At 74.2% G+C, this 23,068-nt stretch carries 23 protein-coding genes; 12 read left to right on the plus strand and 11 right to left on the minus strand.

Features of this window, described 5'->3' with window-relative positions:
• Window positions 1–179 precede the first annotated feature (179 nt).
• Both ACGF1Z_RS03480 and ACGF1Z_RS03485 read right to left on the minus strand, forming a co-directional pair.
• Window positions 180–548 carry a hypothetical protein gene (locus tag ACGF1Z_RS03480; protein WP_392999417.1) on the minus strand — a complete coding sequence of 123 codons (369 nt, stop codon included), beginning with the start codon at window positions 546–548 and terminating at the stop codon, window positions 180–182.
• A gap of 71 nt (window positions 549–619) precedes the next feature.
• Entirely contained in the window at window positions 620–781 is a 162-nt protein-coding gene (locus tag ACGF1Z_RS03485) for a hypothetical protein (protein WP_393000355.1), read from the minus strand.
• A gap of 107 nt (window positions 782–888) precedes the next feature.
• On the opposite strand from ACGF1Z_RS03485, the gene ACGF1Z_RS03490 reads away from it, so the two are divergent.
• Entirely contained in the window at window positions 889–1,305 is a 417-nt protein-coding gene (locus tag ACGF1Z_RS03490; RefSeq protein ID WP_392999419.1) for a type II toxin-antitoxin system PemK/MazF family toxin, read from the plus strand.
• A 71-nt stretch (window positions 1,306–1,376) separates the two neighbouring features.
• Here ACGF1Z_RS03490 and ACGF1Z_RS03495 read toward each other — a convergent pair whose 3' ends face one another.
• Window positions 1,377–2,204, minus strand: a complete 828-nt coding sequence (locus ACGF1Z_RS03495; RefSeq protein WP_392999421.1) for a TIGR02452 family protein — start codon at window positions 2,202–2,204, stop codon at window positions 1,377–1,379.
• A 139-nt stretch (window positions 2,205–2,343) separates the two neighbouring features.
• On the opposite strand from ACGF1Z_RS03495, the gene egtA reads away from it, so the two are divergent.
• The 4 genes from egtA to egtD are packed head-to-tail and all read left to right on the plus strand — an operon-like array spanning window position 2,344 to window position 6,687.
• The gene (gene egtA, locus ACGF1Z_RS03500) at window positions 2,344–3,636 is read left to right on the plus strand and encodes an ergothioneine biosynthesis glutamate--cysteine ligase EgtA (protein ID WP_392999423.1); all 1,293 of its coding nucleotides are present in this window, start codon (window positions 2,344–2,346) and stop codon (window positions 3,634–3,636) included.
• Window positions 3,633–4,973, plus strand: a complete 1,341-nt coding sequence (gene egtB, locus ACGF1Z_RS03505; RefSeq protein ID WP_392999425.1) for an ergothioneine biosynthesis protein EgtB — start codon at window positions 3,633–3,635, stop codon at window positions 4,971–4,973. Before egtA ends, egtB begins: the two co-directional genes overlap by 4 nt.
• Window positions 4,973–5,725 (plus strand): ergothioneine biosynthesis protein EgtC, encoded by a 753-nt coding sequence (egtC, locus tag ACGF1Z_RS03510; protein WP_392999427.1) that lies wholly within the window; start codon window positions 4,973–4,975, stop codon window positions 5,723–5,725. The genes egtB and egtC overlap by 1 nt, the downstream gene beginning before the upstream one ends.
• Window positions 5,722–6,687, plus strand: a complete 966-nt coding sequence (gene egtD, locus ACGF1Z_RS03515) for an L-histidine N(alpha)-methyltransferase (RefSeq protein WP_392999429.1) — start codon at window positions 5,722–5,724, stop codon at window positions 6,685–6,687. Before egtC ends, egtD begins: the two co-directional genes overlap by 4 nt.
• On the opposite strand, the gene ACGF1Z_RS03520 is transcribed toward egtD, so the two are convergent.
• The 3 genes from ACGF1Z_RS03520 to ACGF1Z_RS03530 form a co-directional block, all read right to left on the minus strand.
• Window positions 6,582–7,469, minus strand: coding sequence for a lysophospholipid acyltransferase family protein (locus tag ACGF1Z_RS03520; protein WP_392999431.1), 888 nt, complete (start codon window positions 7,467–7,469; stop codon window positions 6,582–6,584). The genes egtD and ACGF1Z_RS03520 overlap by 106 nt on opposite strands.
• Window positions 7,466–8,287, minus strand: coding sequence for a GNAT family N-acetyltransferase (locus ACGF1Z_RS03525; protein WP_392999433.1), 822 nt, complete (start codon window positions 8,285–8,287; stop codon window positions 7,466–7,468). The genes ACGF1Z_RS03520 and ACGF1Z_RS03525 overlap by 4 nt, the downstream gene beginning before the upstream one ends.
• Window positions 8,288–8,438: 151 nt before the next feature.
• The gene (locus tag ACGF1Z_RS03530) at window positions 8,439–9,686 is read right to left on the minus strand and encodes an extracellular solute-binding protein (RefSeq protein ID WP_392999435.1); all 1,248 of its coding nucleotides are present in this window, start codon (window positions 9,684–9,686) and stop codon (window positions 8,439–8,441) included.
• A 227-nt stretch (window positions 9,687–9,913) separates the two neighbouring features.
• Here ACGF1Z_RS03530 and ACGF1Z_RS03535 point away from each other — a divergent pair, with 227 nt between their 5' ends.
• Window positions 9,914–10,132 (plus strand): dodecin, encoded by a 219-nt coding sequence (locus tag ACGF1Z_RS03535; protein ID WP_392999437.1) that lies wholly within the window; start codon window positions 9,914–9,916, stop codon window positions 10,130–10,132.
• Between the two features lie 10 nt (window positions 10,133–10,142).
• Here ACGF1Z_RS03535 and ACGF1Z_RS03540 read toward each other — a convergent pair whose 3' ends face one another.
• Window positions 10,143–10,631 (minus strand): hypothetical protein, encoded by a 489-nt coding sequence (locus ACGF1Z_RS03540; RefSeq protein ID WP_392999439.1) that lies wholly within the window; start codon window positions 10,629–10,631, stop codon window positions 10,143–10,145.
• 94 nt (window positions 10,632–10,725) lie between these two features.
• On the opposite strand from ACGF1Z_RS03540, the gene ACGF1Z_RS03545 reads away from it, so the two are divergent.
• The 6 genes from ACGF1Z_RS03545 to ACGF1Z_RS03570 all read left to right on the plus strand — a co-directional run bounded on the left by ACGF1Z_RS03545 (window position 10,726) and on the right by ACGF1Z_RS03570 (window position 18,499).
• Window positions 10,726–11,757 carry an MsnO8 family LLM class oxidoreductase gene (locus tag ACGF1Z_RS03545; protein ID WP_392999441.1) on the plus strand — a complete coding sequence of 344 codons (1,032 nt, stop codon included), beginning with the start codon at window positions 10,726–10,728 and terminating at the stop codon, window positions 11,755–11,757.
• A gap of 9 nt (window positions 11,758–11,766) precedes the next feature.
• Window positions 11,767–14,151: an ATP-binding cassette domain-containing protein gene (locus ACGF1Z_RS03550; protein ID WP_392999443.1), complete on the plus strand. Its 2,385-nt coding sequence runs from the start codon at window positions 11,767–11,769 to the stop codon at window positions 14,149–14,151.
• 183 nt (window positions 14,152–14,334) lie between these two features.
• Window positions 14,335–15,177, plus strand: a complete 843-nt coding sequence (locus tag ACGF1Z_RS03555) for a CPBP family intramembrane glutamic endopeptidase (RefSeq protein WP_392999445.1) — start codon at window positions 14,335–14,337, stop codon at window positions 15,175–15,177.
• 16 nt (window positions 15,178–15,193) lie between these two features.
• Window positions 15,194–16,447 (plus strand): sensor histidine kinase, encoded by a 1,254-nt coding sequence (locus ACGF1Z_RS03560; protein ID WP_392999447.1) that lies wholly within the window; start codon window positions 15,194–15,196, stop codon window positions 16,445–16,447.
• Window positions 16,399–17,043: a response regulator gene (locus ACGF1Z_RS03565; RefSeq protein WP_392999449.1), complete on the plus strand. Its 645-nt coding sequence runs from the start codon at window positions 16,399–16,401 to the stop codon at window positions 17,041–17,043. The genes ACGF1Z_RS03560 and ACGF1Z_RS03565 overlap by 49 nt, the downstream gene beginning before the upstream one ends.
• 85 nt (window positions 17,044–17,128) lie before the next feature.
• Window positions 17,129–18,499 carry a pyridoxal phosphate-dependent decarboxylase family protein gene (locus ACGF1Z_RS03570; RefSeq protein ID WP_392999451.1) on the plus strand — a complete coding sequence of 457 codons (1,371 nt, stop codon included), beginning with the start codon at window positions 17,129–17,131 and terminating at the stop codon, window positions 18,497–18,499.
• Between the two features lie 58 nt (window positions 18,500–18,557).
• Here the strand turns inward: ACGF1Z_RS03570 and ACGF1Z_RS03575 are convergent, their stop codons facing one another.
• From ACGF1Z_RS03575 to ACGF1Z_RS03590, 4 genes are all read right to left on the minus strand, one after another.
• Window positions 18,558–19,391: a class II glutamine amidotransferase gene (locus tag ACGF1Z_RS03575; RefSeq protein WP_392999453.1), complete on the minus strand. Its 834-nt coding sequence runs from the start codon at window positions 19,389–19,391 to the stop codon at window positions 18,558–18,560.
• Window positions 19,392–19,575: 184 nt separating this feature from the next.
• On the minus strand, window positions 19,576–20,325 hold the full coding sequence (locus tag ACGF1Z_RS03580) for a succinate dehydrogenase/fumarate reductase iron-sulfur subunit (protein ID WP_392999455.1): 750 nt from the start codon (window positions 20,323–20,325) through the stop codon (window positions 19,576–19,578).
• Window positions 20,322–22,265 carry a fumarate reductase/succinate dehydrogenase flavoprotein subunit gene (locus ACGF1Z_RS03585; RefSeq protein WP_392999457.1) on the minus strand — a complete coding sequence of 648 codons (1,944 nt, stop codon included), beginning with the start codon at window positions 22,263–22,265 and terminating at the stop codon, window positions 20,322–20,324. Before ACGF1Z_RS03585 ends, ACGF1Z_RS03580 begins: the two co-directional genes overlap by 4 nt.
• Entirely contained in the window at window positions 22,266–22,988 is a 723-nt protein-coding gene (locus tag ACGF1Z_RS03590; protein WP_392999459.1) for a succinate dehydrogenase, read from the minus strand.
• Window positions 22,989–23,068 lie beyond the last annotated feature (80 nt).

Raw genomic sequence — 23,068 nt, forward strand, 5'->3', positions numbered from 1 at the left:
GACGCCTGACAGGGCAGGGGGTTAGCAAGGCCCCGTGCCCGGACCTGTGCCGGGAGCCCGGACGCTGCCGGAGCGCGGGGCGGTGCGGGACCGGCCCCGAGGGGCCTGGTGGGCCACCGGCGCGCGGCATTTCGGGCAGCGCCCGGTTCCGGCCCGCCCGGTGGTGCCGGTGGGACCGGTCAGCAGTTCTCGTTCTTCTTCACCGCGCCGAGGACGGCGGTGCCGTCGGGGGCGAGTTCCTGGGTGCAGATCTTCCAGTCCGCCGCCGCCGGTGAGTCGACGGGGACGATCCGGCCCTGTCCCGAGGCGTCCTCGGCCCTGAGGCCGCCGGTCAGCTGGCTGTACGCGCCGGCGACGCTTCCGCCGATCATGTCGGGCAGGCCCCCGCCACGGCCCGGTGACTGCGCCGGGGGTGTGGTGGCCGTCGGGACGGTGTCCGAGGTGACGGTGGGCGACGCCGCGGCCTGCGGGTCCGGGGAGGAGGTGCAGGCGGTGAGTCCGGCGATCAGGACGATGCCGAGTGCCGCGGCGAGACGGGCGGTGCGCATGTTCCCCCCAGGGACGAGCGTGAATGGGGGTACATCATCCACGCACCGTCCCGACGACGGACACCCGCCCGTCAGTTGTGCCCGAACTTGCGTTCCTTGCGGTGTGACGCGACGTCGATGGCCGGGCGGGGCGCCTCGGGCATCTGCATGCTCGTCTTGGTCTCGACCGCCGCACGGTGTTCGTGGCCGCCCGTTCGGGCGCCCTTGTTGACCCGGGTCTGTTTCTTGCCCACGATCATGCCTCCCGTGGTCGGGGAACTTCCTCCCAGGCTCGCACGGGGGTACGAAACCCGCACGTCAGGCCGGGCGTGTCGGAACGCGCGGACGCTACGGTGCCGGGATGACGATGCCGACGCACACCACGACCGAGGCGGACGCCCACGCGATCGGGCCGGTCCGCACCTCCTACGCGCCCGCCCACGACGGGGACCCCGATCCGGGGGAGATCGTGTGGACCTGGGTGCCCTTCGAGGAGAACGACGGCCGGGGCAAGGACCGCCCGGTGCTGGTGGTCGCGCGGGAGGCGGAAGGCACGCTGCTCGCCGTACAGCTGTCGAGCAGGCGGCACGACCACGATCGCGAGTGGGTGGCGATCGGAGCGGGGCCCTGGGACGCCGGACGGCGCGAGTCGTGGGTGGATCTGGACCGGGTCCTGCGGGTGCGCGAGTCGGGGATGCGGCGCGAGGCCTGCGCGCTCGACCGGCCGCGCTTCGACCGGGTGGTCGCCAGGTTGATCGAGCGGTACGGCTGGTCGTAGGACACGTCCGCCGGACTCCTGACGCGAGCACGGCACGACCCCCGCGGCGCCCCGCCGGCGCCCCGCGGCGCTCAGGACGGGTCGAGGACGCTCCGGAAGGCCCCCAGGGTGGCCCGGTCGCGGGTGCGGTCGAGGATCGCGAAGACGATCTCGTCGAAGTGGCCGGCGAACCGGCCGGCGCCGGTGAGCAGCGCCTTGAAGGTGCCCGCGACCTGGGCGGGGTCGTTCTGGAAGACGCCACAGCCCCAGGCGCCGAGGACGAGCCTGCGGTAGCCGTGCGCGGCGGCGGTCTCCAGGACCCGCTCGGCGCGGGAGGCGAGGGCCGCGGGGATCCGGTCGGCGAGCTCGGGGGTGCGGCGTCGGATCACTCCGGCGTTGGGCGCGGGCGAGGTGAGGAAGCCGACCGTGAAGGGCTCGTCGAGCAGTCGTCCTCCGTCGTCGCGGAAGACCGGCACGCTGGGCGAGTGGATGACCCGGTCGGTGTAGAAGGGGTCCCGTTCGGCCCGGTGGTGCTCGTAGTACCGCGGTGCGCGCAGCAGGGTGGCGTAGAGGGCGGAGGAGCGGCACAGGGCCTCCTCCTGCGCCTGGGCGCCGTTCAGGTAGCCGCCGCCGGGATTGCGGGCGGAGGCGAAGTTGAGCACGGCCACAGGGGGGCCGGCCTCGGCGCGGACCATCCGGCGGGCGGCGGCCAGGCTGCTCTCGCCGGTGACCTGGAGGGTGGGCGTCCGGTCGGTGCCGGGGGTCACGGCGACCGGCTCGGGGCCGTGCAGCCGGGTTTCGGCCAGGGCCGTGGCCAGCTGACCGGCGAGGGAGACGGTCCGCCCGTCCGGCGTGGTGTAGCGGCCCGCGGTCACGATCTCCTCGTTCGCACGGGCGAGAGCCCGCAGTCGTGCGCTCATGGGCCGAAAGCATGATCGACCGGCTTCCTGGACGGCAACGGGTTTTCCCGGCGCTGCCTCCTGGGACGCAGGAGGCGCTCTTGCACGCCCTCGCCGGGTGGCTTTAGGTGGAATCAGCGCTTTCCCAGGAGGTGGAGCGATGACGACACCGTCGTCGAGCGGCATACCGCGCGGCGGACCCCTGCTGACCGAGGGGGATGCCGAGGATCTGCTGCGATGTATCTGTTTCAAGACGGGCCCGCCGCGGACGGTCGGGGCCGAGCTGGAGTGGCTCGTCCACGAGCTGCGTGATCCGCGCGTCCCCGTCCCGCCGCACCGGCTGGCCGCGGCGATCGACACCGTGCGGGCCCTGCCGCTGACGGCGGCGCTCACCTTCGAACCCGGCGGGCAGCTGGAGCTCAGCTCGCTGCCCGCCGCCTCCCTCATGGAGTGCCTGGACTCGCTCGCCGCCGATCTGCGGGCGGTGCGGGAGGCGCTCGCCCCGCTCGGGCTCGGCCTCAGCGGCTACGGGGTGGATCCCTGGCACGCGCGCCGGGCGCGCGTGCTGCACGAACCCCGCTACGACATCATGGAACTGGTCCTCGGAAGGACCGGTCCCTCGGGTCGCGCGATGATGTGCGAGTCGGCCTCCGTGCAGGTCTGTCTCGACGCCGGTCTGGACGGCCCGGGGCCCCTGGGCTACCGGCAGCGGTGGCGCCTGGCGCACCTGCTGGGCGCGGTGCTGGTGGCGGTGTTCGCCAACTCCCCCGTGCACGGCGGGCGCCGGACCGGCTGGCGCTCGACGCGGCAGCTGCTGTGGGACGAGCTCGACCCCTCACGGGCGCTCGCCCCCTCCCCGGACGGCGTAGCCGGCGGTGCCCCGTATGGGGAGCCGCGTGCCGCGTGGGCGGCACACGTCCTGGACACGCCGGTGATGTGCGTGCGCATGCCGAGCGGGCCCTGGGAGGTACCGGAGGCGCTGACCTTCCGGGACTGGCTGCGCAAGGGCGGGCCGCGCCGGGCCGACGCGGACGATCTGCGCTATCACATGACGACCCTCTTCCCGCCGGTCCGGCCGCGCGGGCATCTGGAGCTGCGGATGATCGACGCGCAGTCCGGCCCCGACGGGTGGATGGTGCCGATCGCGGTGACCACCGCCCTGTTCGAGGACCCGTCGGCCGCCGAGGCCGCCCACCGGGCCGTCGGGCCCCTGGAGGCGCTGGCCGGGCAGGCGCCGGCGCCGCGGAACCCGCTGTGGCGGATCGCCGCCCGGGACGGGCTGACCGACCCGGCGCTGCACAGGGCGGCACTGGAGGTGTTCCCGGCGGCACTGGAGGCGCTGCCCAGGATCGGGGCGTCGCCCGCGGTCGTGGCCGCCGTCGCCGCCTTCCACGAGAGGTACGTGCTGCGGGGCTGCTGCCCGGCCGACGAGCTGCAGGAGGTGGCCTCATGACCACACAGGAGACCGCGCCCGAGGAGAAGCCCGTCGACGAACACGCGCTGCGGCTGCGGGTGGTGGCGGCGCTGGGCGCCGCGCGGGACCGGACCGAGCTGCTCACCTCCTGCGTGGAGGAACCTGATCTGACGGCCCAGCACTCACCGTTGATGTCGCCGCTGGTGTGGGACCTGGCGCACATCGGCAACCAGGAGGAACAGTGGCTGTGGCGGGCCGTCGGCGGCCGTGAGGCGCTGCGGCCCGAGATCGACTCGCTGTACGACGCCTTCGAGCACCCGCGGGCGGCCAGGCCCTCCCTCCCGCTGCTCGCGCCCGCCGAGGCCCGGGCGTACGCGGCGGACGTCCGCACCCGCGTCCTGGACCTCCTCGACGGCACGCGCCTGGAGGGCCGCCCGCTGCTGGACTCCGCGTTCGCCTTCGGGATGATCGCGCAGCACGAACAGCAGCACGACGAGACGATGCTGATCACCCATCAGCTGCGCAAGGGACCCGCGGCGCTCAGCGCCCCGCCGCCGGCCACCGCTTCGGATCCGCCCGGGCGGACCGAGGTCCTGGTGCCCGGCGGTCCGTTCACCATGGGCACCTCCGACGAGCCGTGGGCTCTCGACAACGAGCGGCCGGCGCACACCCGGATCGTCCCGGCCTTCCTGATCGACACCGCTCCCGTCACCAACGGCGCCTACCAGGCCTTCGTCGCCGACGGCGGCTACCACGACGAGCGGTGGTGGCAGGCCGAGGGCTGGCAGCAGATCCGCGAACACGGCATCGAGGCACCGCTGTTCTGGCGGCGCGAGGGCGGCCGGTGGCTGCGCCGCCGCTTCGGGGTGACCGAGCCGGTGCCCGAGGACGAGCCGGTGCTGCACGTCAGCTGGTACGAGGCGGACGCCTACGCCCGCTGGGCCGGTCGCCGGCTGCCCACCGAGGCCGAGTGGGAGAAGGCGGCCCGGCACGACCCGGCGACCGGCCGCTCCCGGCGCTATCCGTGGGGCGACGCCGACCCCGGCCCCGAACACGCCAATCTGGGGCAGCGGCACCTGGGGCCCGCGCCCGCCGGGAGCTATCCCGAGGGGGCCTCCCCGCTCGGGGTGCGTCAGCTGATCGGCGACGTGTGGGAGTGGACGGCCAGCGACTTCCTGCCGTACCCGGGCTTCCGCGCCTTCCCGTACAAGGAGTACTCCGAGGTCTTCTTCGGACCCGCGCACAAGGTGCTGCGCGGGGGTTCCTTCGCCGTCGACCCGGTGGCCTGCCGGGGCACCTTCCGCAACTGGGACCTGCCGGTGCGGCGCCAGATCTTCGCCGGCTTCCGCACCGCCCGGAACGCGGGGCCGGCCTGATGTGCCGGCATCTCGCCTACCTCGGCGAAGAAGTGCCCCTCGGCGAACTCGTGCTCCGTCCCCCGCACTCCCTGGAGCGGCAGGCCTGGGAGCCGCGGACGCAGAGCAGCGGCGTGGTGAACGCCGACGGCTTCGGGGTGGGCTGGTACGCCGAGGGAGATCCGGTGCCCGCCCGCTACCGGCGGGCGGCACCGATCTGGGGCGACCTCTCCTTCGCCGACCTGGCCCGCGTGGTGCGCACGGGGGCGCTGCTCGCCGCCGTGCGCGGCGCCACGCTGCCGGGGGCGGACGGGGAGGCCGCCGCGGCGCCCTTCGCGGCCGGCCGGTGGCTGTTCAGCCACAACGGGGCCGTCCCGGGCTGGCCCGGCTCCCTCGTCCCGCTCGCCGCGGCGCTGCCGGCCGCGGAGTTGCTCGACCTGCCGGCGCGGACCGACTCGGCCCTGGTGTGGGCGCTGGCCCTGCACCGGCTGCGGGCCGGCGACGCGCCCGAGCGGGCGCTCGCCGACACCGTGCGGGAGGTGGCCGAGGCCGCCCCCGGCGCCCGGCTCAACCTGCTGCTCACCGACGGGGCGACGATCACGGCGACGGCCTGGGGGAACTCGCTCTGGTATCTCACCGGGCCCGGCCGGACGGTCGTGGCCTCCGAACCGTACGACGACGATCCGCGCTGGACCGAGGTGCCGGACCGCACGGTCCTCACCGCCTCCGGCGCCGACGTCGTCCTCACCCCGCTCAAGGAGCCCTCCCCGTGAGCCCCTTCCAGCTGACCCGCACCCTGCCCGAGGACGCCACCGGCGCCGCCCTGCGCGCCGACGTTCTCCACGGCCTGACCCAGAGCCCGAAGGAGCTGCCGCCGAAGTGGTTCTACGACGCGCGCGGCAGCGAGCTCTTCGAGGAGATCACCCGGCTGCCCGAGTACTACCCGACCCGCGCCGAGCGGGAGATCCTCGTCTCCCGCGCGCACCAGATCGCGGCCGCGACCGGCGCGCGGACCCTGGTGGAGCTCGGCTCGGGCTCGTCGGAGAAGACGCGGCATCTGATCGACGCGCTGCTGCCGGACCTGGACGCGTACGTGCCGGTGGACGTGTCCGAGTCGGCGCTCGAGGGCGCGGGCGAGGCACTCCTCCAGGAGCGGCCCGGGCTGCGCGTGCACGCCCTGGTCGCCGACTTCACCCACGGGCTCGACCTGCCGCCGACGGTGGGGCCCCGGCTCGTGGCGTTCCTGGGCGGCACCGTGGGCAATCTGCTGCCGGAGGAGCGGCGGGAGTTCCTGCGGGGCGTCCGGACGATGCTCGTGCCCGGGGACGCCCTGTTGCTCGGAACGGACCTGGTGAAGGACGAGGCCACGCTGGTGGCGGCGTACGACGACGCCGCCGGCGTGACGGCGGAGTTCAACAGGAACGTGCTGGCCGTCCTCGGCCGGGAGCTGGGGGCCGACGCCCGTCCGGAGGACTTCGAGCACGTGGCGCGGTGGGACCGGGAGCACGAGTGGATCGAGATGCGGCTGCGGGCGCGGCACGCGCTCGTGGTCAAGATCCCGGAGCTCGATCTGGTGGTGCCGTTCGAGGCGGGTGAGGAGATGCGGACGGAGATCTCGGCGAAGTTCCGTCAGGAGGGGGTGCGCGCGGAGCTGGCGGAGGCGGGCTTCACGCTCTCCCACTGGTGGACGGACGCGGAGGGCCGGTTCGCGCTCTCGCTGGCGACCGTGGACTGAGCGACGCGCGCGAGGGCGCGGCGGTCGGCGTACCGGGTGCCGGATATCGGATCCAGCACCCGGATCCCGGCCTCGATCCGCCGCGCCCTCGCGATCCGCCACAGCGAGGCGCCGAGGGTGTCCTCGCCGACGAAGGCGGCCGGGCCCGCCGGCCGGTAGGCGATCCGTACCGGCTGGACGGCGGCTCCGCTGTCGAGCGCGGCCTGGAAGGCGGCCCGCCGGAACGCCCCGCCCGCCGTCCCGCACCAGGTGGAGCCCTCGGGGAAGACGACCACCCGGCCGCCGTCCGCGAGCGCGCGCGTCATCGCCCCGACCGTGCCCGGCAGGCTCCTGATCCGGTCGCGGTCGATGAAGAGGGTCCCGCCGAGCGCGGCGACCGGGCCGAGCACCGGCCAGCCGCGCACCTCGCGCTTGGCGACCATCCGGCCCGGGAGCACGGCGCCGATCAGCGGGATGTCCAGCCAGGACACGTGGTTCGCGACGACCAGGAGCGGGACGCCGACCGGCGCGGGGGTGCCCGAGATCCGGAGGCGTACCCCGAAGGCGCGCAGCACCGTGCGGCACCAGAGCCGGACGAGGAGCGCACGCCGGGCCGGCGGCAGCGGGAGCGCCGCCGGGGCGAGCAGGACGCCGAGGAGGACGACGACGAGCCCGGCGGTGAGCCGGAGCACGGCCCGGCCGGTCCCGCAGCGCGGCGCTGCGGGACCGGGATGGGCGGCGCACCGGCCGGGCGTGCACGGGGCCGTGGGGAGCCACGGCGACGGGGCCGTGGGGCCGGTCACCGGGCGGGGGCGAGCGAGAGGAAGTGGCGCAGGTAGCGGGGGTTGGTGCGGCGCAGCGAGAGCAGGACGTAGAGGTCGGCGACGCCGAAGTCGGGGTCGTGGGCGGGGGCGCCGCAGACCCAGGCGCCGAGCCGCAGGTAGCCGCGCAGCAGCGGGGGCAGCTCGACGCGGCCCTTGGCGGGGGCGGCGCCCTCGGGGGTCCAGAGGCGGTGCGGGGTGACCCAGTACTCCTCGGGGGCCAGGTGCCCGGCCCTGACGGTGTCCCAGGTGGCGGCGGCGAGGGTGCCGCCGTCGGCGAGCGGGACGGAGCAGCAGCCGGCCAGCCAGTTGTGCCCGGTGCGGGTCATGTAGCGGGCGAGGCCGGCCCAGACGAGGGCGATGACGGCGCCGTTGCGGTGGGCGGGGTGGACGCAGGAGCGGCCGACCTCGACCAGGTCGTGCCGGATCGGGGCGAGCCGGGCGAGGTCGAACTCGCTCTCCGAGTACAGTCGGCCCGCGATCGCGGCCCGCTCGGGCGGCAGCACCCGGTAGGTGCCGACGACCTCGCCGGTCTCCTCCTCGCGTACGAGCAGGTGGTCGCAGTAGGCGTCGAAGGCGTCGCTGTCGAGGCCGGGCTCGGGCCCGTCCAGGCGGGCGCCCATCTCGCCGGCGAAGACCAGGTGGCGCAGCCGCTGGGCGGCGCGGACGTCCTCCTCGGTCCGGGCGAGACCGACGGCGTAGCGGGGCTGCGGTTCGCCGGGCCGGGGCTGGGCGGGTACGGCGGCGAGGGTCTCGCGGGGCGGTCCGGCGACGGTCGGGGCAAGGGGTACGGCGGCCATGGCGGGCTCCTCCGGCACGACGGAAGGGGACGGTCGGTGCCGGGCCGTGCGAGCGGTGGCCCGGCTCCTCGTTTCTTCCGTGAGTGGCTGGATTCGACGTGACCGTGCGGGGGCCGAGTGATGTGGAGGCGCTGAATGGTGGGCGGAGCGCCTATTCGGCGAGGGTGTCGGTGATCTGTTCGGAGGCGTTCCGGGCGGCCTGCCGGGGGTCGTCGCCGGAGAGGACGGCGGTCATGTACGGCTTGATGGGGTTGTCGGCCTCGACGTCGGCCCACTGGGGCGAGTTGGGGGTGGCGCGACCTCGGGCGGCGCCGACGGCCATGGTGGCGGTGGCCTCCTGGCCGGCCACGACGGAGGCGAGGGAGGTCTTGTTGGGCACGTAGTTCATGGCGCGGGCGAGTTCGCCCTGCCATTTCTCGCCGGCGAGCGCCTTGACGACGTCGAGGGCGGCGGTGCGTTCCGGCGCGTTCTCCGGGATGATCAGGTCGGAGCCGCCGGTGAAGACGGCGCAGGGCTGTCCGGCCTTCTTGCCGGGGATGGGGAAGAAGCCCAGTCTGTCCTTGAGCCCGGGGTTGGCCTTGGTGATGGCCGGTATCGCACTGGGGGGCGCGATGATCTGGGCGACGTCGCCCCGGGCGAAGACCTCGGCCTGCGGGGGGTTCTGCTCGTCGGCGTTCCGGGGCCCCTTGCCGAGGGCCTGGAGGTCCTTGTAGAAGTCCATGCCGCGCAGGGCGGCGGGGCTGTCGAGGGCGCCGGCCCAGACGCCGCCCTTGTCGACGGCGAGTTCGCCGCCCTCTTCCCAGATGAAGCCGGAGAGCGTGTACCAGTCCTGTCCGGCGAGGTAGATGCCCTGGGTGCCGTCCCGGTTCAGCTTCTCGGTGTCGTCGAGCCACTGGCCGCGGGTGGCGGGCGGGCGGACGCCCGCCGCGGCGAAGAGGTCCTTGTTGTAGATGACGATGCGGTTGGCCGCGTACCACGGGATGCCGTACTGGGCGCCGTCGATGCTGCCGGGTTCGGCCAGGCCGGGGAGCCAGTCCTGGCCACCGAGGTCGCGCACGGACTCCAGGGTGAGGTCGTAGAGCTTCTCGGTGTCGGCGTACTGGGCGACCTGGGTGTTGCCGACCTCGATGACGTCCGGCCCGCCGGGGCCCTGGATGGCCTCGGTGACCTTCTTCCCGATGCCGGTCCAGTCCTGGATGGTGACCTTCAGCTCGACACCGTCGTGCTCGGCCTCGTAGGCCTGGGTGAACCGCTGGAGGAAGTCGTCGCTGACGCTGTCGCGCATCAGCCAGAGGTTCACCGTGCGGCTCTTGCTCCCGCCACCGGGGAGCAGCCCGCACCCGGCGAGGGAGAGGGCGGAGACGACTGCCAGGGCACAGACGAGACGGCGGTTCTTCACGTAGGTCACCTTCTGCAGGGGAGCTGCTGACCCGACGTGGGGGGACCGAACGGAGGGTTCGCGCGGGTATGTGGCCTGGATTCTGGTCTGGACCAATGCGGATGGTCAAGTCCTCTACCGACTCCTCCGCGCTCCGCCGGCCGGCGGCGGACGTGTCGCGGACCCCGGCCGGGTGGGGCACGGTGGAGGGGACCCGCACCGGGGGCACCGAGAGGAGTCCGGCTTCCATGTCGAACCACACCTACCGCGTCACCGAGATCGTCGGCACGTCCACCGAGGGCGTCGACCAGGCCATCCGCAACGGCATCGAACGGGCCTCGCAGACCCTGAGGGGTCTCGACTGGTTCGAGGTGACCCAGGTACGGGGCCACCTCGTGGACGGGGCGATCGAGCACTACCAGGTCGGCCTCAAGGTCGGCTTCCGCCTGGAGGAGGAGGAGGCCTGAGGCAGGCGCCTCACGCCCGCCCCTCCACCTCCTGCGCCTCCTTCAGCGCCTCCGACGCCGCCGCCCACCGGGCGCGGACGACGGTGAAGCCCGCCGCCTCGGCGGCGTCGCAGACCAGCTCGTCGTCGTCCACCAGGACGCGGACCTCACGGTCGCGCTCCAGCCGGCGCAGCACGTCGAGCTTGGTCTGCCGGGCCGGGCGGAAGTCGCGGTCCCGGCGCATGTGCACCGGCCCCTCCGGAAGTCCGTGCGCGGCGAGCCAGTCGAGGGTGTCGCGGCGGCAGCGTTCGGGCCGTCCCGTCAGGTAGACGATGTCGCACTCCCCGGCGGTCTCGCGGCACAGCGCGAGGCCCTCGGGGAGCGGCGGGTCCGCGGGGGCGGCGGCGAAGAAGCCGTCCCAGTCGCGCGGACGCCCCTCCAGGAAGTGCTGCCGGTGGGCGGTGGAGGCGAGGGTGTTGTCGAGGTCGAAGACGGCCACGGGCCGGTGCTGTCGGATCACTCCCCCAGCCTAGGCAGCGGACGGCGCCGCGGAGCGGCCGGACACCGCCGGGGAATCCCCGGCGCCCCGGGGCGTTGAAGCCTGTGTGAGCAGCATGACGACACCCCTGGACGGCATCCGTCTCTCCGTCCTCGACCGCTCCCGCACCCGGGAGGGCGAGGACGGCGCCCAGGCACTGCGCGACACCGTCCGGCTGGCGCGGGAGGCCGAGGCGCTGGGCTATCACCGCTTCTGGGTGTCGGAGCACCACAGCGTGCCGGGGGTGGCCGGCTCGGCGCCGACCGTGCTCGCGGCGGCCGTCGCCGCCGCCACCACCCGCATCCGGGTCGGTACGGGCGGGGTGATGCTGCCGAACCACCAGCCCCTGGTGGTGGCCGAGCAGTTCGGGGTCCTGGAGGCCCTGTTCCCGGGCCGGATCGACATGGGCCTGGGGCGTTCGGTGGGCTTCACCGACGGCATCCGGCGGGCGCTGGGGCGGGACAAGGAGGACGCCGACCGGTTCGCCGCGCAACTGGACGAGCTGCTCGGCTGGTTCACCGGCGAACAGACCGCCCACCCGCAGGTGCACGCCCGCCCCGCCGAGGGCCTGCGGGTGCCGCCGTACGTGCTGGCCACCGGGGAGGGCGCGGCGATCGCGGCCGCGGCGGGGCTGCCGCTGGTCGTCGGCGACCTGCGCGGGCGGACCCGGCTGCTCGACGCCGTCGACGCCTACCGGGCCGCGTTCCGCCCCTCGCCGTGGTCGGCGGAGCCCTACGTGGCGGTGGCGGGCACGGTCGTGGTGGCGGAGAGCGAGGAGGAGGCGCGGCGGCTGCTGATGCCCGAGGCCTGGTCGACGGCCCACGCGAGGACCCTCGGGGTCTTCCCGCCGCTGGCCCCGCCGGAGCGGATCGAGACGCTCGCCATGACGGAGAGGCAGCGCGGATTCTACGAGTCCGGGCTCGCCGGGCACGTGTACGGGACGGAGGACCGGGTCGCCGAGGCCCTGGAGGCGGTGGTGAAGGAGACGGGCGCGCAGGAGATCCTGGTGACCACCAGCACGTACGACCGGGACGCCCTGCTCGACTCGTATCGCCGGCTCGCCCGCCTGGCGGGCCTGACCAGGGCAAACGCCATAAACACGGCCTAGAATCAGCGAATGCGCGCCCCCGACCCCGAGACCCCCGGCAGCTCTCCCGCCGCTCCCCACGATCCCTTCGTCCGGGTCAGGGGAGCCAGTGAACACAATCTCCGGGGCGTCGACGTCGACATCCCGCGCGACGCGCTGACCGTCTTCACCGGGGTGTCCGGTTCGGGCAAGTCCTCGCTGGCCTTCGGAACGCTCTACGCGGAGGCCCAGCGCCGCTACTTCGAGTCGGTGGCCCCCTATGCCCGGCGGCTCATCCACCAGGTCGGGGCGCCGAAGGTCGGCGAGATCACCGGCCTGCCGCCGGCGGTCTCGCTCGAACAGCGCCGCGCGGCGCCGAACGCGCGCTCCTCGGTGGGCACGGTGACCACCCTGTCCAACTCGCTCCGGATGCTGTTCTCCCGCGCGGGCAGCTACCCACCCGGAGCGGAGCGCCTCGACTCCGACGCCTTCTCCCCCAACACCGCGGCGGGAGCGTGCCCTTCGTGCCAGGGTCTGGGACGGGTGCACGGGACGAGCGAGGAACTCCTGGTCCCCGACCCCTCCTTGTCGATCCGGGAAGGGGCGATCGCGGCCTGGCCGGGAGCCTGGCAGGGCAAGAACCTGCGGGACGTCCTGGACGCGCTCGGCCACGACGTGGACCGGCCCTGGCGGGAGCTCGACGCCGAGGACCGCGAGTGGATCCTCTTCACCGACGAGCAGCCCGTCGTCACGGTCCATCCGGTACGGGAGGCGAACCGCATCCAACGCCCCTATCAGGGGACGTACATGAGCGCACGGCGCTATGTGATGCACACCTTCTCCGACTCGAAGAGCGCGACGCTGCGGGCGAAGGCGGAACGGTTCCTGACGAGTGAGCCGTGTCCGCTGTGCGGGGGCAGCCGGCTGCGGCCGGAGGCGCTGGCGGTGACCTTCGCGGGCCGCACGATCGCGGAGCTCGCGGCGCTGCCGCTCACCGAGCTGGCGAGGACGCTGGAGGCGGCGGGCGGGACGGAGACGGCCCGGGTGCTCACCGGGGACCTGGTGGCGCGGATCGCCACCGTCACCGAACTGGGCCTCGGCTACCTCAGCCTGGACCGGGCGACACCGACCCTGTCCAACGGGGAGCTGCAGCGCCTGCGGCTCGCCACGCAGCTGCGGGCCGGGCTCTTCGGGGTGGTGTACGTGCTCGACGAGCCGTCGGCGGGCCTGCACCCGGCGGACACCGAGGCGCTGCTCGTGGTCCTGGACCGGCTGAAGGCGGCCGGCAACACGGTGTTCGTCGTCGAGCACCACCTGGACGTGGTGCGGCACGCCGACTGGCTGGTGGACGTGGGCCCGCGGGCCGGGGAGCACGGCGGCCGGGTGCTGTACAGCGGTCCGCCCGCGCAGCTCGCCGAGGTGGCCGCGTCGGCGACCCGGCGCTTCCTCTTCGAGCGGCGGCCCGTGCCCGAGCGGAGCGTGCGCGAGCCCGCCGGGCTGCTGCGCACCGGGCCGGTCACCCGGCACAATCTGCGCGGCCTGGACGCGGCGTTCCCGCTCGCGGTCCTGACCGCCGTCACCGGGGTGTCCGGGTCCGGGAAGTCGACCCTGGTGCGCGCGCTGACGGTGGCGGCGGAGGAAGGGGAGGCCGTGGCGCGGGTGGTGACGGTCGACCAGAAGCCGATCGGGCGCACGCCGCGCTCGAACCTGGCCACGTACACGGGCCTGTTCGACGTGGTGCGCAAGCTGTTCACGGCGACGGAGGAGGCCCGGGCCCGCGGCTACACGGCGGGCCGGTTCTCCTTCAACGTGCCGGGCGGGCGCTGCGAGACCTGTCAGGGCGAGGGGTTCGTCTCCGTCGAGCTGCTGTTCCTGCCGAGCACCTACGCGCCCTGCCCGGACTGCCGCGGCGCCCGCTACAACCCGGAGACGCTCGAGGTGCGGCTGCGCGGACGGACGATCGCCGAAGTGCTCGATCTGACGGTGGAGTCGGCAGCCGGCTTCTTCGCGGACACGCCGGCGGCCGCGCGGAGTCTGCGCACGCTGCTCGATGTCGGCCTCGGCTATCTGCGGCTGGGGCAGCCCGCGACGGAGCTGTCCGGCGGCGAGGCGCAGCGCATCAAGCTGGCCGCGGAGCTGCAGCGGCCGCGCCGCGCGCACACCCTCTACGTGCTGGACGAGCCGACGACGGGGCTGCACCCGGCCGATGTGGAGGTGCTGATGCGCCAGTTGCACGGGCTCGTCGAGGCGGGGCACACCGTGGTCGTGGTGGAGCACGACATGGACGTGGTGGCGACCGCGGACTGGGTCCTCGACATGGGCCCCGGCGGCGGCGACGAGGGCGGCCGGATCGTCGCCGAGGGGACACCGGCGGCCGTCGCCGCCGCCCCGGACAGCCGGACCGCACGCTTCCTCGCCGCCCGTCTCGCCCGCTGACTGCGCACCGCTCCCCGTCCTCCCCCGCGGGCGCGGTGAGCCGGGCCCCGGGTCGACTCCCGCCCCGCGCGGGGGTGTACCTGGACACACCCCCGTCCGGCAGCCGCCTCCAGGGACCGCGGGCGCGCCGGACGGCAGAGTCGGCGGTGACGGAAACGGACCGGGCGACGGGAGGCCGACGGCATGGGGATACGGGGACGGAAGGCGGAGGCGGGGGTGTTCCTCGCCGTGGCGTTCGTCGCGGCGGGACTGCTCGGGGCGGTGCAGCCGGCGCTCGGGGTGCCCCCCGAGGTGCTGCAGCTCACCCAGTTCGGGCCCGCGGTGGGCGTGCTCGTCGTGGCGCTCCTGTGGCCCGCGCCGGTCCGTCGGCGCCTGGCCGGAGCGTTGCGCGCGGCGCCGGACACGGCTCCGCGGCCGGGGGCCGAGGCCGGGCTGTCTCCCGCGCGCGGCACCGGGTCGGCGGGGACGTCCGGGTGGCTGCTGCTGACCGCACCGCTGGTCATCGCGCTGTCGGCGGGGACGTACGCGGTGGTGCACGGGGGGCCGGTGGCCACCGATCCGCGCACGCTGTCCCACCCGTTCCTGCTCATCGCGGCGGCCCAGCTGGTGGGTGCCTGCGGCGAGGAGGTCGGCTGGCGCTGTCTGCTGCAGCCGCTGCTGCGCACCCGCTTCGGCCCCTTGACCGCCTCGGTGCTCGTGGGTTCGGTGTGGGGCGTGTGGCATGTGGGGGTGTTCACGCGGGCACCGGCGTACGCGGCCGGGTTCCTGGCGGCGACGGTCGCGATGTCCGTGGTGCTCGGGCTCGCCCTGGAGCGGATCCGGGCCGGCCGGCTGCTCCTCGCGGGCGGCTTCCACGCCCTGGTCAACCTGGGAATGCTGCTCTTCATGGACGAGGAGTCCGGAGCGGTGCCCCCGATGCTCCTGTTCGGCGCCGCCTGCCTGCTCGCGGCGGTCCTGTGGGTGGCCGGGGCGGGCGGGCGCGCGCCGGGGGTTACGATCGCAGCGGCGCGACGCAGCGCGCTCTGACATGGGGGAACACACGGTGGGGAGAGGGCGGGCGGCCTGGACGGCCCTCGGGCGGTGCCAGCGGCACTCGCTGCGCGCCCTGCTCCTTCCCCTCCACGGCGGACTGGTGGTGGGCGCGCTGCTCCTGCTGCCCGTGGGCCTCGGCTTTCCGCTGCTGCCGCCCGCGGCGGCGGCCCTGCGCCGGCGCGCCGACCGGCAGCGGGGGCGTACGGCCGCGTGGTCGGGCAGGGCGGTCGTCCCGCCCGCTCCGCTCCCCCGCACGGCCAGGGCGATCCTCGGCGACGAGGGCTTCTGGCGCGAGCTGCGCTGGGCGTGGCTGGAGCCGGTCACCGGCGGTCTCGTCGTGGCCGTGCCGCTGTGTCTCTTCTGGTACGGGGTGTTCGGTGTGCTCGTCCAGCCCTTCGTGTGGCGCGGGTTGGGCGACGGGAACTGGTACGCCTTCGTGCCCGTCCGCTCCACCGCGACCACGGCGGCCGCCCTGCTCCTGGGTCTCGCCTTCGTCGCCGCGGCCCTGACGCTCGCGCCCCGGGCGCTCGCCGGCCACGCCCGCTGGAGCGGCCGGGCGCTCTCCGCGTCGCGCACCGCCCGACTGACGAGCAGGGTCGCCGATCTGACGGACAGCCGGGCTGACGCGCTGGACGTGCAGGCCGCCGAGCTGCGCCGTATCGAGCGGGACCTGCACGACGGGGCGCAGGCGCGGCTGGTGGCCCTGGGGATGACGCTGGAGGAGGCGACCCGGCTCCTGGACAGCGACCCGGCGGCGGCCCGCACCCTGCTCGTCGAGGTGCGCGCGGCCTCGGAGCGGGCCCTGCAGGACCTGCGGGAGCTGGTGCACGGCATCCTGCCGCCGGTTCTCGCCGACCGTGGGCTCGGCGACGCGGTGCGCTCGCTGGCCCTGGACAGCTTCCTGGACGTGCACGTGGACGTCGGCCTGCCGCCCGGACGCCTCCCGGCTGCCGTCGAGTCCGCCGCCTACTTCGCCGTCGCCGAGCTGCTCGCCAACGCGGCCAAGCACGCGGCCGCCCGGGAGGTCCGCATCGGGCTCGGCCAGTGTGGCGGCGTCCTGCGGGTGAGCGTCGCCGACGACGGCCGCGGCGGGGCCGACGCGTCCTCCGGCGGCGGCGGGCTGCTCGGTGTGCGGCGCCGGCTGCTCGCCTTCGACGGAACCCTCGCCCTGCACAGTCCGCCGGGCGGCCCCACTCTCGCGATCCTGGAGATACCGTGCGCGTCGTCCTCGCCGAAGACCTCTTCCTCCTCCGGGACGGGCTGACCAGGACACTGCGGGAGCACGGCTGTGACGTGGTCGCGGCCGTGGACAACGAGCCCGCGCTGCGCCGTGCGCTGCGCGAGGAGCGGCCGGACGTCGCCGTGATCGACGTCCGGCTGCCGCCGGGCTTCACCGACGAGGGGCTGCGGGCCGCGCTGGACGCCCGGCGCGAGCGGCCGGGCCTGCCGGTGCTGATCCTTTCCCAGTACGTCGACCAGCTGTACGCCCAGGAGTTGCTCGCGGGCGGGGAGGGAGCCGTCGGCTATCTCCTGAAGGACCGGGTGACGCACACCGCCCAGTTCGTCGACGCGGTGCGGACCGTCGCCGCCGGCGGCACCGTGCTGGACCCGCAGGTCGTCGCCCGGCTGCTGGCCCGCGGCGACGCCCGGGGCACCACCGCGGCGCTCACTGCGCGCGAGCACGACGTGCTGCGGCTGATGGCCGAGGGCCGGTCGAACGCGGCGGTCGCCCACACCCTGCACATCAGCGAGAGCGCCGTCGCCAAGCACACGGCGAGCATCTTCGGGAAGCTGCGCATCGACGCGTCCGCCGACGACAACCGGCGGGTCCTCGCCGTACTGGCCTACCTCCGCCGGTGACCGGCCGTAGGGGGCCCGCCACGCGACCGGGAGGCGCTTCGGCCGTGGCTTGCGCGGCGGCGGGGACGGTCGCATAGTCCGAGGTATGGACCCGCGTGAGGCGGCGCTCCGCCAGGCGTACGACCATGCCGTCCGGTGGCTGGCGAGCCTGCCCGACCGGCGGGTCCCGGCCCGCGCCGACGCCGACGCGATCGCCCGCGCCCTGGGTCCCGGCCTCCCCGACGGTCCCGGCACCCCCGCGGACGTCGTCGACCTGCTCGCCACGGCCTGTGAACCGGGGCTCACGGCCTTCCCCGGCGGCCGCTTCTTCGGATTCGTGGTCGGCGGCACCGAACCGGCCGCGCTGGCCGCCGACTGGCTGGTCAGCGCCTGGGACCAGAACTGCGTGATGCGCGCCGTCTCCCCCGCCTACGCGGCGGTCGAGGACATCGCCGGCGCATGGCTGCTCGATCTGCTGCGCCTGCCCGGCGACGGCTCCGTCGGCTTCACCACGGGCGCGACGACGGCGAACTTCACGTGTCTCGCCGCGGCCCGGGACGAGGTGCTGCGCCGGGCCGGCTGGGACGTGGCCCGCGACGGCCTCCACGGCGGTCCGGCCGTACGCGTGCTGGCCGGGGCGTCACGGCACATGGCCGTCGGCCTGGCCCTGCGCTACCTCGGCCTCGGGAGCCCCGAAACGGTGCCGGCGGACGACCAGGGCCGGATCGATGCCGGGGCACTGCGGCAGGCGCTGGCCGACGGTGGCGGGCGACCCGTCATCGTGGTCCTCCAGGCCGGCGACATCCACTCCGGCGCCTTCGACCCCTTCACCGAGTGTGTGGAGGCCGCCCGCGAGGCGGGCGCCTGGGTGCACGTCGACGGCGCCTTCGGGCTGTGGGCGGCCGTCTCGCCGCGCCACGCCCATCTGACGGCCGGGGTCGCGGGCGCCGACTCCTGGGCGACGGACGCCCACAAGACCCTCAACGTCCCCTACGACTGCGGGCTCGCGATCGTGCGCGACCCGTCCGCGCTCCGGGCGGCGATGGGCGAGCGCGGCGACTACCTGATCCAGCACGAGCACGGCGACCCCGTCGACAAGGTTCCCGAACTCTCCCGCCGCGGCCGCGCCTTCACCGTGTGGGCCGCGCTGCGCGCCCTCGGCCGGTCCGGGGTGGCCGACCTCGTCGAGCGGCTGTGCCGGCACGCCGCCACGTTCGCCGCCGGCATAGCCGCCGTCGACGGGGCGAGCGTCCTCAACGACGTGGTGTTCACCCAGGTGTGCGCCGAGTTCGGCGACGACGGGCGCACGGACCGGGTCCTCGCTCGGCTGCTCGACGACGGCACGGCGTGGATCAGCGGCTCCACCTGGCGCGGGCGGCGCGTCATGCGCATCTCGGTGAGCAACTGGTCGACCACCGACGACGACGTGGCGCGCACCCTCGACGCGATCCGGCGCGCGGCCGGGGCCACACCGTAGGCGCCGGGCCACGGGGCGGCGCCGGCCCGGGCCGGCGGACGGGTGTCACAGCCGTTCGTCAGGCGGGCGCCGGCGCGAAGCGGTGGAGTTCGTCGACACCCGGCTGGACGACGCCGTAGCTGCTCTCCGGGACCTCGTTCCAGGCTCCCGGCAGGTCGCCGAGCGGTTCGGAGACGATGAGGCGGGTCTCTCCCGAGACCTCCTGCAGGAAGCCGAGGTCGGGGTGGAGCCGGCGCAGCGCCTCCACGCGGCTGCTGTAGAACAGCGAGCGCGAGGCCCGCGCGCTGGAGTAGCGGAAGGCCCAGACCCGCTCGCCGTCGGTGATGGCGAGCGTCATCTGGAGCGGGAACTCCACGCCGTGCTCGTGCCCGAGGCGCTCCACCACGCCGGCCATCCGGGCCACGGCGGCGGGCGGGTCCCGGTCGAGGCCGAAGGTGAGCGCCAGGTAGAACATCACCTCGGAGTCCGTCGTGCCCTCCATGTCGGGGTACAGCCGGGGGTCGACGAGGAGGCTGAGCTCCCTGCGCAGCAGGGGGAACCCCGCGATGGCGCCGTTGTGCATGAACATCCAGCGTCCGTGCCGGAACGGGTGGCAGTTCGACTGCTGCACCGCCGTCCCGGTCGAGGCCCTGATGTGGGCGAAGAACAGCGACGACCGCACGTGGTCCGCCAGCTCGCGCAGATTGCGGTTGTTCCAGGCCGGGCCCACGTCCCTGAGCAGGGCCGGGGTGTCGTTGTCCGGCGAGTACCAGCCGACGCCGAAGCCGTCACCGTTGGTGGTCTCCACACCGAGCTTCGCGTGCAGGCTCTGGTCGATCAGGGAGTGGGTCGGCCGGTACAGGATGGTGTCGAGCAGTACGGGCGTTCCCCAGTACGCGAGCCATCGGCACATGCACGATCACCTGGACCCCAGCCGGTTCTCGGTGACAGGTTCCCTACGCGCGGACGGCGTGACGCATCCCGCCCGCCCTCTCATTCTCGGCTCCGTTCCCGGCGGACGCCACGCGGGTGGGCGCGGCGTCCGCCGCGGGTGCCGGGCCCGGGGGTCGTGCCCGGCGCCCGGCCGGCCCCCGCCCCTACGGGCGGCCCGCCTTGCGCCGTGCCCGCAGCCACTCCTTGTTCATCGCCGCGATGGACGGCAGCGGGATGCCCTTGGGGCAGGCGGTCGCGCACTCCCCGGTGAGGGTGCAGCCGCCGAAACCCTCGGCGTCCATCTGGGCCACCATGTCGAGCACACGGGTCTCGCGCTCGGGGGCGCCCTGCGGCAGCACGCCCAGGTGGTTCACCTTGGCGGAGGTGAAGAGCATCGCGGAGCCGTTGGGGCACGCGGCGACGCAGGCCCCGCAGCCGATGCACTCGGCGTGCTCGAAGGCGGAGTCGGCGTCGGCCTTGGGGACCGGGGTGGCGTGCGCCTCGGGGGCGGAGCCGGTGGGGACGCTGACGTAGCCGCCGGCCTGGATGATCCGGTCGAAGGCGGAGCGGTCGACGACGAGGTCCTTGACGACCGGGAAGGCGGCGGCCCGCCAGGGCTCGACGTCGATGGTGTCGCCGTCCCGGAAGGACCGCATGTGCAGCTGGCAGCTGGTGGTGCGTTCGGGGCCGTGGGCGTCCCCGTTGATGACGAGACTGCAGGCGCCGCAGATGCCCTCGCGGCAGTCGTGGTCGAAGGCGACGGGGTCCTCGCCGCGCAGGATGAGCTCCTCGTTGAGGGTGTCCAGCATCTCCAGGAAGGACATGTCGGAGGAGATGCCGTCCACCTCGTAGGTGGACATGGCGCCTTCGGCGCCGGCGTTCTTCTGGCGCCAGACGCGCAGGGTGAGCCTCATGCGTAGCTCCGCTGGGTGGGGTGGACGTGTTCGAAGACGAGGTCTTCCCTGTGCAGGACCGGGCCGCCCGCTTCGGTGAACTCCCAGGCGGCGACGTACGAGAACTCCTCGTCGCGCCGGGCGGCCTCGCCGTCCGGGGTCTGGGACTCCTCGCGGAAGTGGCCGCCGCAGGACTCCTCCCGGTGGAGGGCGTCGAGGCACATGAGCTCGGCGAGCTCCAGGTAGTCGACGACCCGGTTGGCCTTCTCGAGGGACTGGTTGAACTCCTCTCCGGTGCCCGGGACCTTGATGCGGCGCCAGAACTCCTCGCGGATCCCGGGGATGCGGCGCAGCGCCTCGCGCAGGCCTTCCTCGGTGCGGGCCATGCCGCAGAACTCCCACATGAGTTCGCCGAGTTCGCGGTGGAAGGAGTCGGGGGTGCGGTCGCCGTCGACGGCGAGGAGCAGATGGATCCGGTCCTCGGTCTCGGCGATCACCTCGCGCACGGCGGGGTGCGCGTCGGTGACGGGCTCGCTGTGGGGGTGGCGGGCCAGGTAGTCGTTGATGGTGGCGGGGAGCACGAAGTACCCGTCGGCGAGGCCCTGCATGAGGGCGGAGGCGCCGAGCCGGTTGGCGCCGTGGTCGGAGAAGTTGGCCTCGCCGACGGCGAAGAGGCCGGGGATGGTGGTCTGGAGGTCGTAGTCGACCCAGAGCCCGCCCATCGTGTAGTGCACGGCGGGGTAGATCCGCATGGGCACTTCGTACGGGTTCTCGGCGGTGATCCGCTCGTACATGTCGAAGAGGTTGCCGTACTTCTCCTCGACCGCGGCCCGGCCCATCCGCCGGATCGCGTCGCCGAAGTCGAGGTAGACGCCCTGGCCGCCGGGGCCGACGCCGCGGCCCTCGTCGCAGACGTTCTTGGCGGCGCGGGAGGCGATGTCGCGGGGGACGAGGTTGCCGAAGGACGGGTAGATGCGCTCCAGGTAGTAGTCGCGCTCGTCCTCGGGGATCTCGTTGGCGGGGCGGGTGTCGCCCTGCGCCTTGGGGACCCAGATGCGTCCGTCGTTGCGCAGCGACTCGCTCATCAGGGTGAGCTTGGACTGGTGGTCGCCGGTCCGCGGGATGCAGGTGGGGTGGATCTGGGTGAAGCAGGGGTTGGCGAAGTACGCGCCGCGCCGGTGGGCCCGCCACACGGCGGTGGCGTTGGAGTTCATGGCGTTGGTGGACAGGTAGAAGACGTTGCCGTAGCCGCCGGTGGCGAGGACGACGGCGTCGGCGTAGTGGGTGGAGATCTGTCCGGTGACGAGGTCGCGTGCGACGATGCCGCGGGCCCGGCCGTCGACGACGATCAGGTCGAGCATCTCGGTGCGCGGGTGCATCTCGACGTTGCCGGCCGCGATCTGCCGGGACAGCGCCTGGTAGGCGCCGAGCAGCAGCTGCTGGCCGGTCTGGCCGCGGGCGTAGAAGGTGCGGGAGACCTGGACGCCGCCGAAGGAGCGGGTGTCGAGGAGGCCGCCGTACTCCCGGGCGAAGGGGACGCCCTGGGCGACGCACTGGTCGATGATCTCGACGGAGATCTGGGCGAGCCGGTGGACGTTGGACTCGCGGGCGCGGAAGTCGCCGCCCTTGACGGTGTCGTAGAAGAGGCGGTGGACGGAGTCGCCGTCGTTGCGGTAGTTCTTCGCGGCGTTGATGCCGCCCTGGGCGGCGATGGAGTGGGCGCGGCGCGGGGAGTCTTGGTAGCAGAACTGGACCACCTGGTAGCCCTGTTCGGCGAGGGTGGCGCCGGCGGAGCCGCCCGCGAGTCCGGTGCCGACGACGATGACGCGGTGGCCGCGCCGGTTGGCGGGGTTGACCAGCTTGGCCTGGAAGCGGCGGGTGTCCCAGCGCTCGGCGATGGGGCCGGAGGGGGCCTTCTCGTCGGCGAGCGGGGCGCCCAGGGTGTAGTCGGGGGAGGTCATTCAGCTCACCACTCCGGTCATGACGGCGACGGGTACGGAGACGAAGCCCGCGGTCAGGACGAGCGCGAGGGCGTTGGCCAGGAACGTGAGGGCGCGTTCGCGGCGGGCGTTGCCGACTCCGAGGGTCTGGGCGGCGCTCCAGAAGCCGTGCCGGACATGGAGTCCGAGGGCCAGCATGGCGACGATGTAGACGAGGTCGCCGTACCAGGTGGAGAAGGTGTCGACGACGTTCTGGTAGGGCTTGCCCTCCTCGAAGCCGCCGGGGTGGACGGTGCCGGTGGTCAGGTCGAGGACGTGCCAGACGATGAAGAGGGCGAGGATGACACCGCCCCAGCGCATGGTGCGGGTGGCGTACGAGGAGCGCCGGCGCCGGTGCACGTACGCCGTGGGGCGGGCCTTGAGGTCGCGGCGGCTCAGCTGGTACGCGGAGACGGCGTGCGCGACGACGGCGGCGAGCAGCACGACGCGGGCGATCCACAGACCCCACTGGTGGTGCAGCACGGGGGCGCCCATGACCCGCAGCCAGTGGCCGTAGGCGTTGAACTCCTCGGGGCCGAAGAACACCTTCAGATTGCCCGCGACGTGCGCGACGAGGTAGGCGAGCATCAGCAGGCCGCTCACGGCCATGACCGTCTTCTTGCCGAGCGTGGACGCCCAGAAGCCGCGGGTGGGGGCGGCGGGGGGCCGGGGTGTCGTCCGGTCGGTCTTCGTTGCCAAAGCCATGCCGTCGACGGTAGGGCCGAAGGGCCCGAGAGGTCCAAGACATGGATCGGCTCATCTCGATAGGTGACGGCTATGGCCGC

Origin of the sequence: Streptomyces sp. NPDC048018 (genome assembly GCF_043202995.1) — a bacterium.
Lineage (GTDB): Bacteria > Actinomycetota > Actinomycetes > Streptomycetales > Streptomycetaceae > Streptomyces.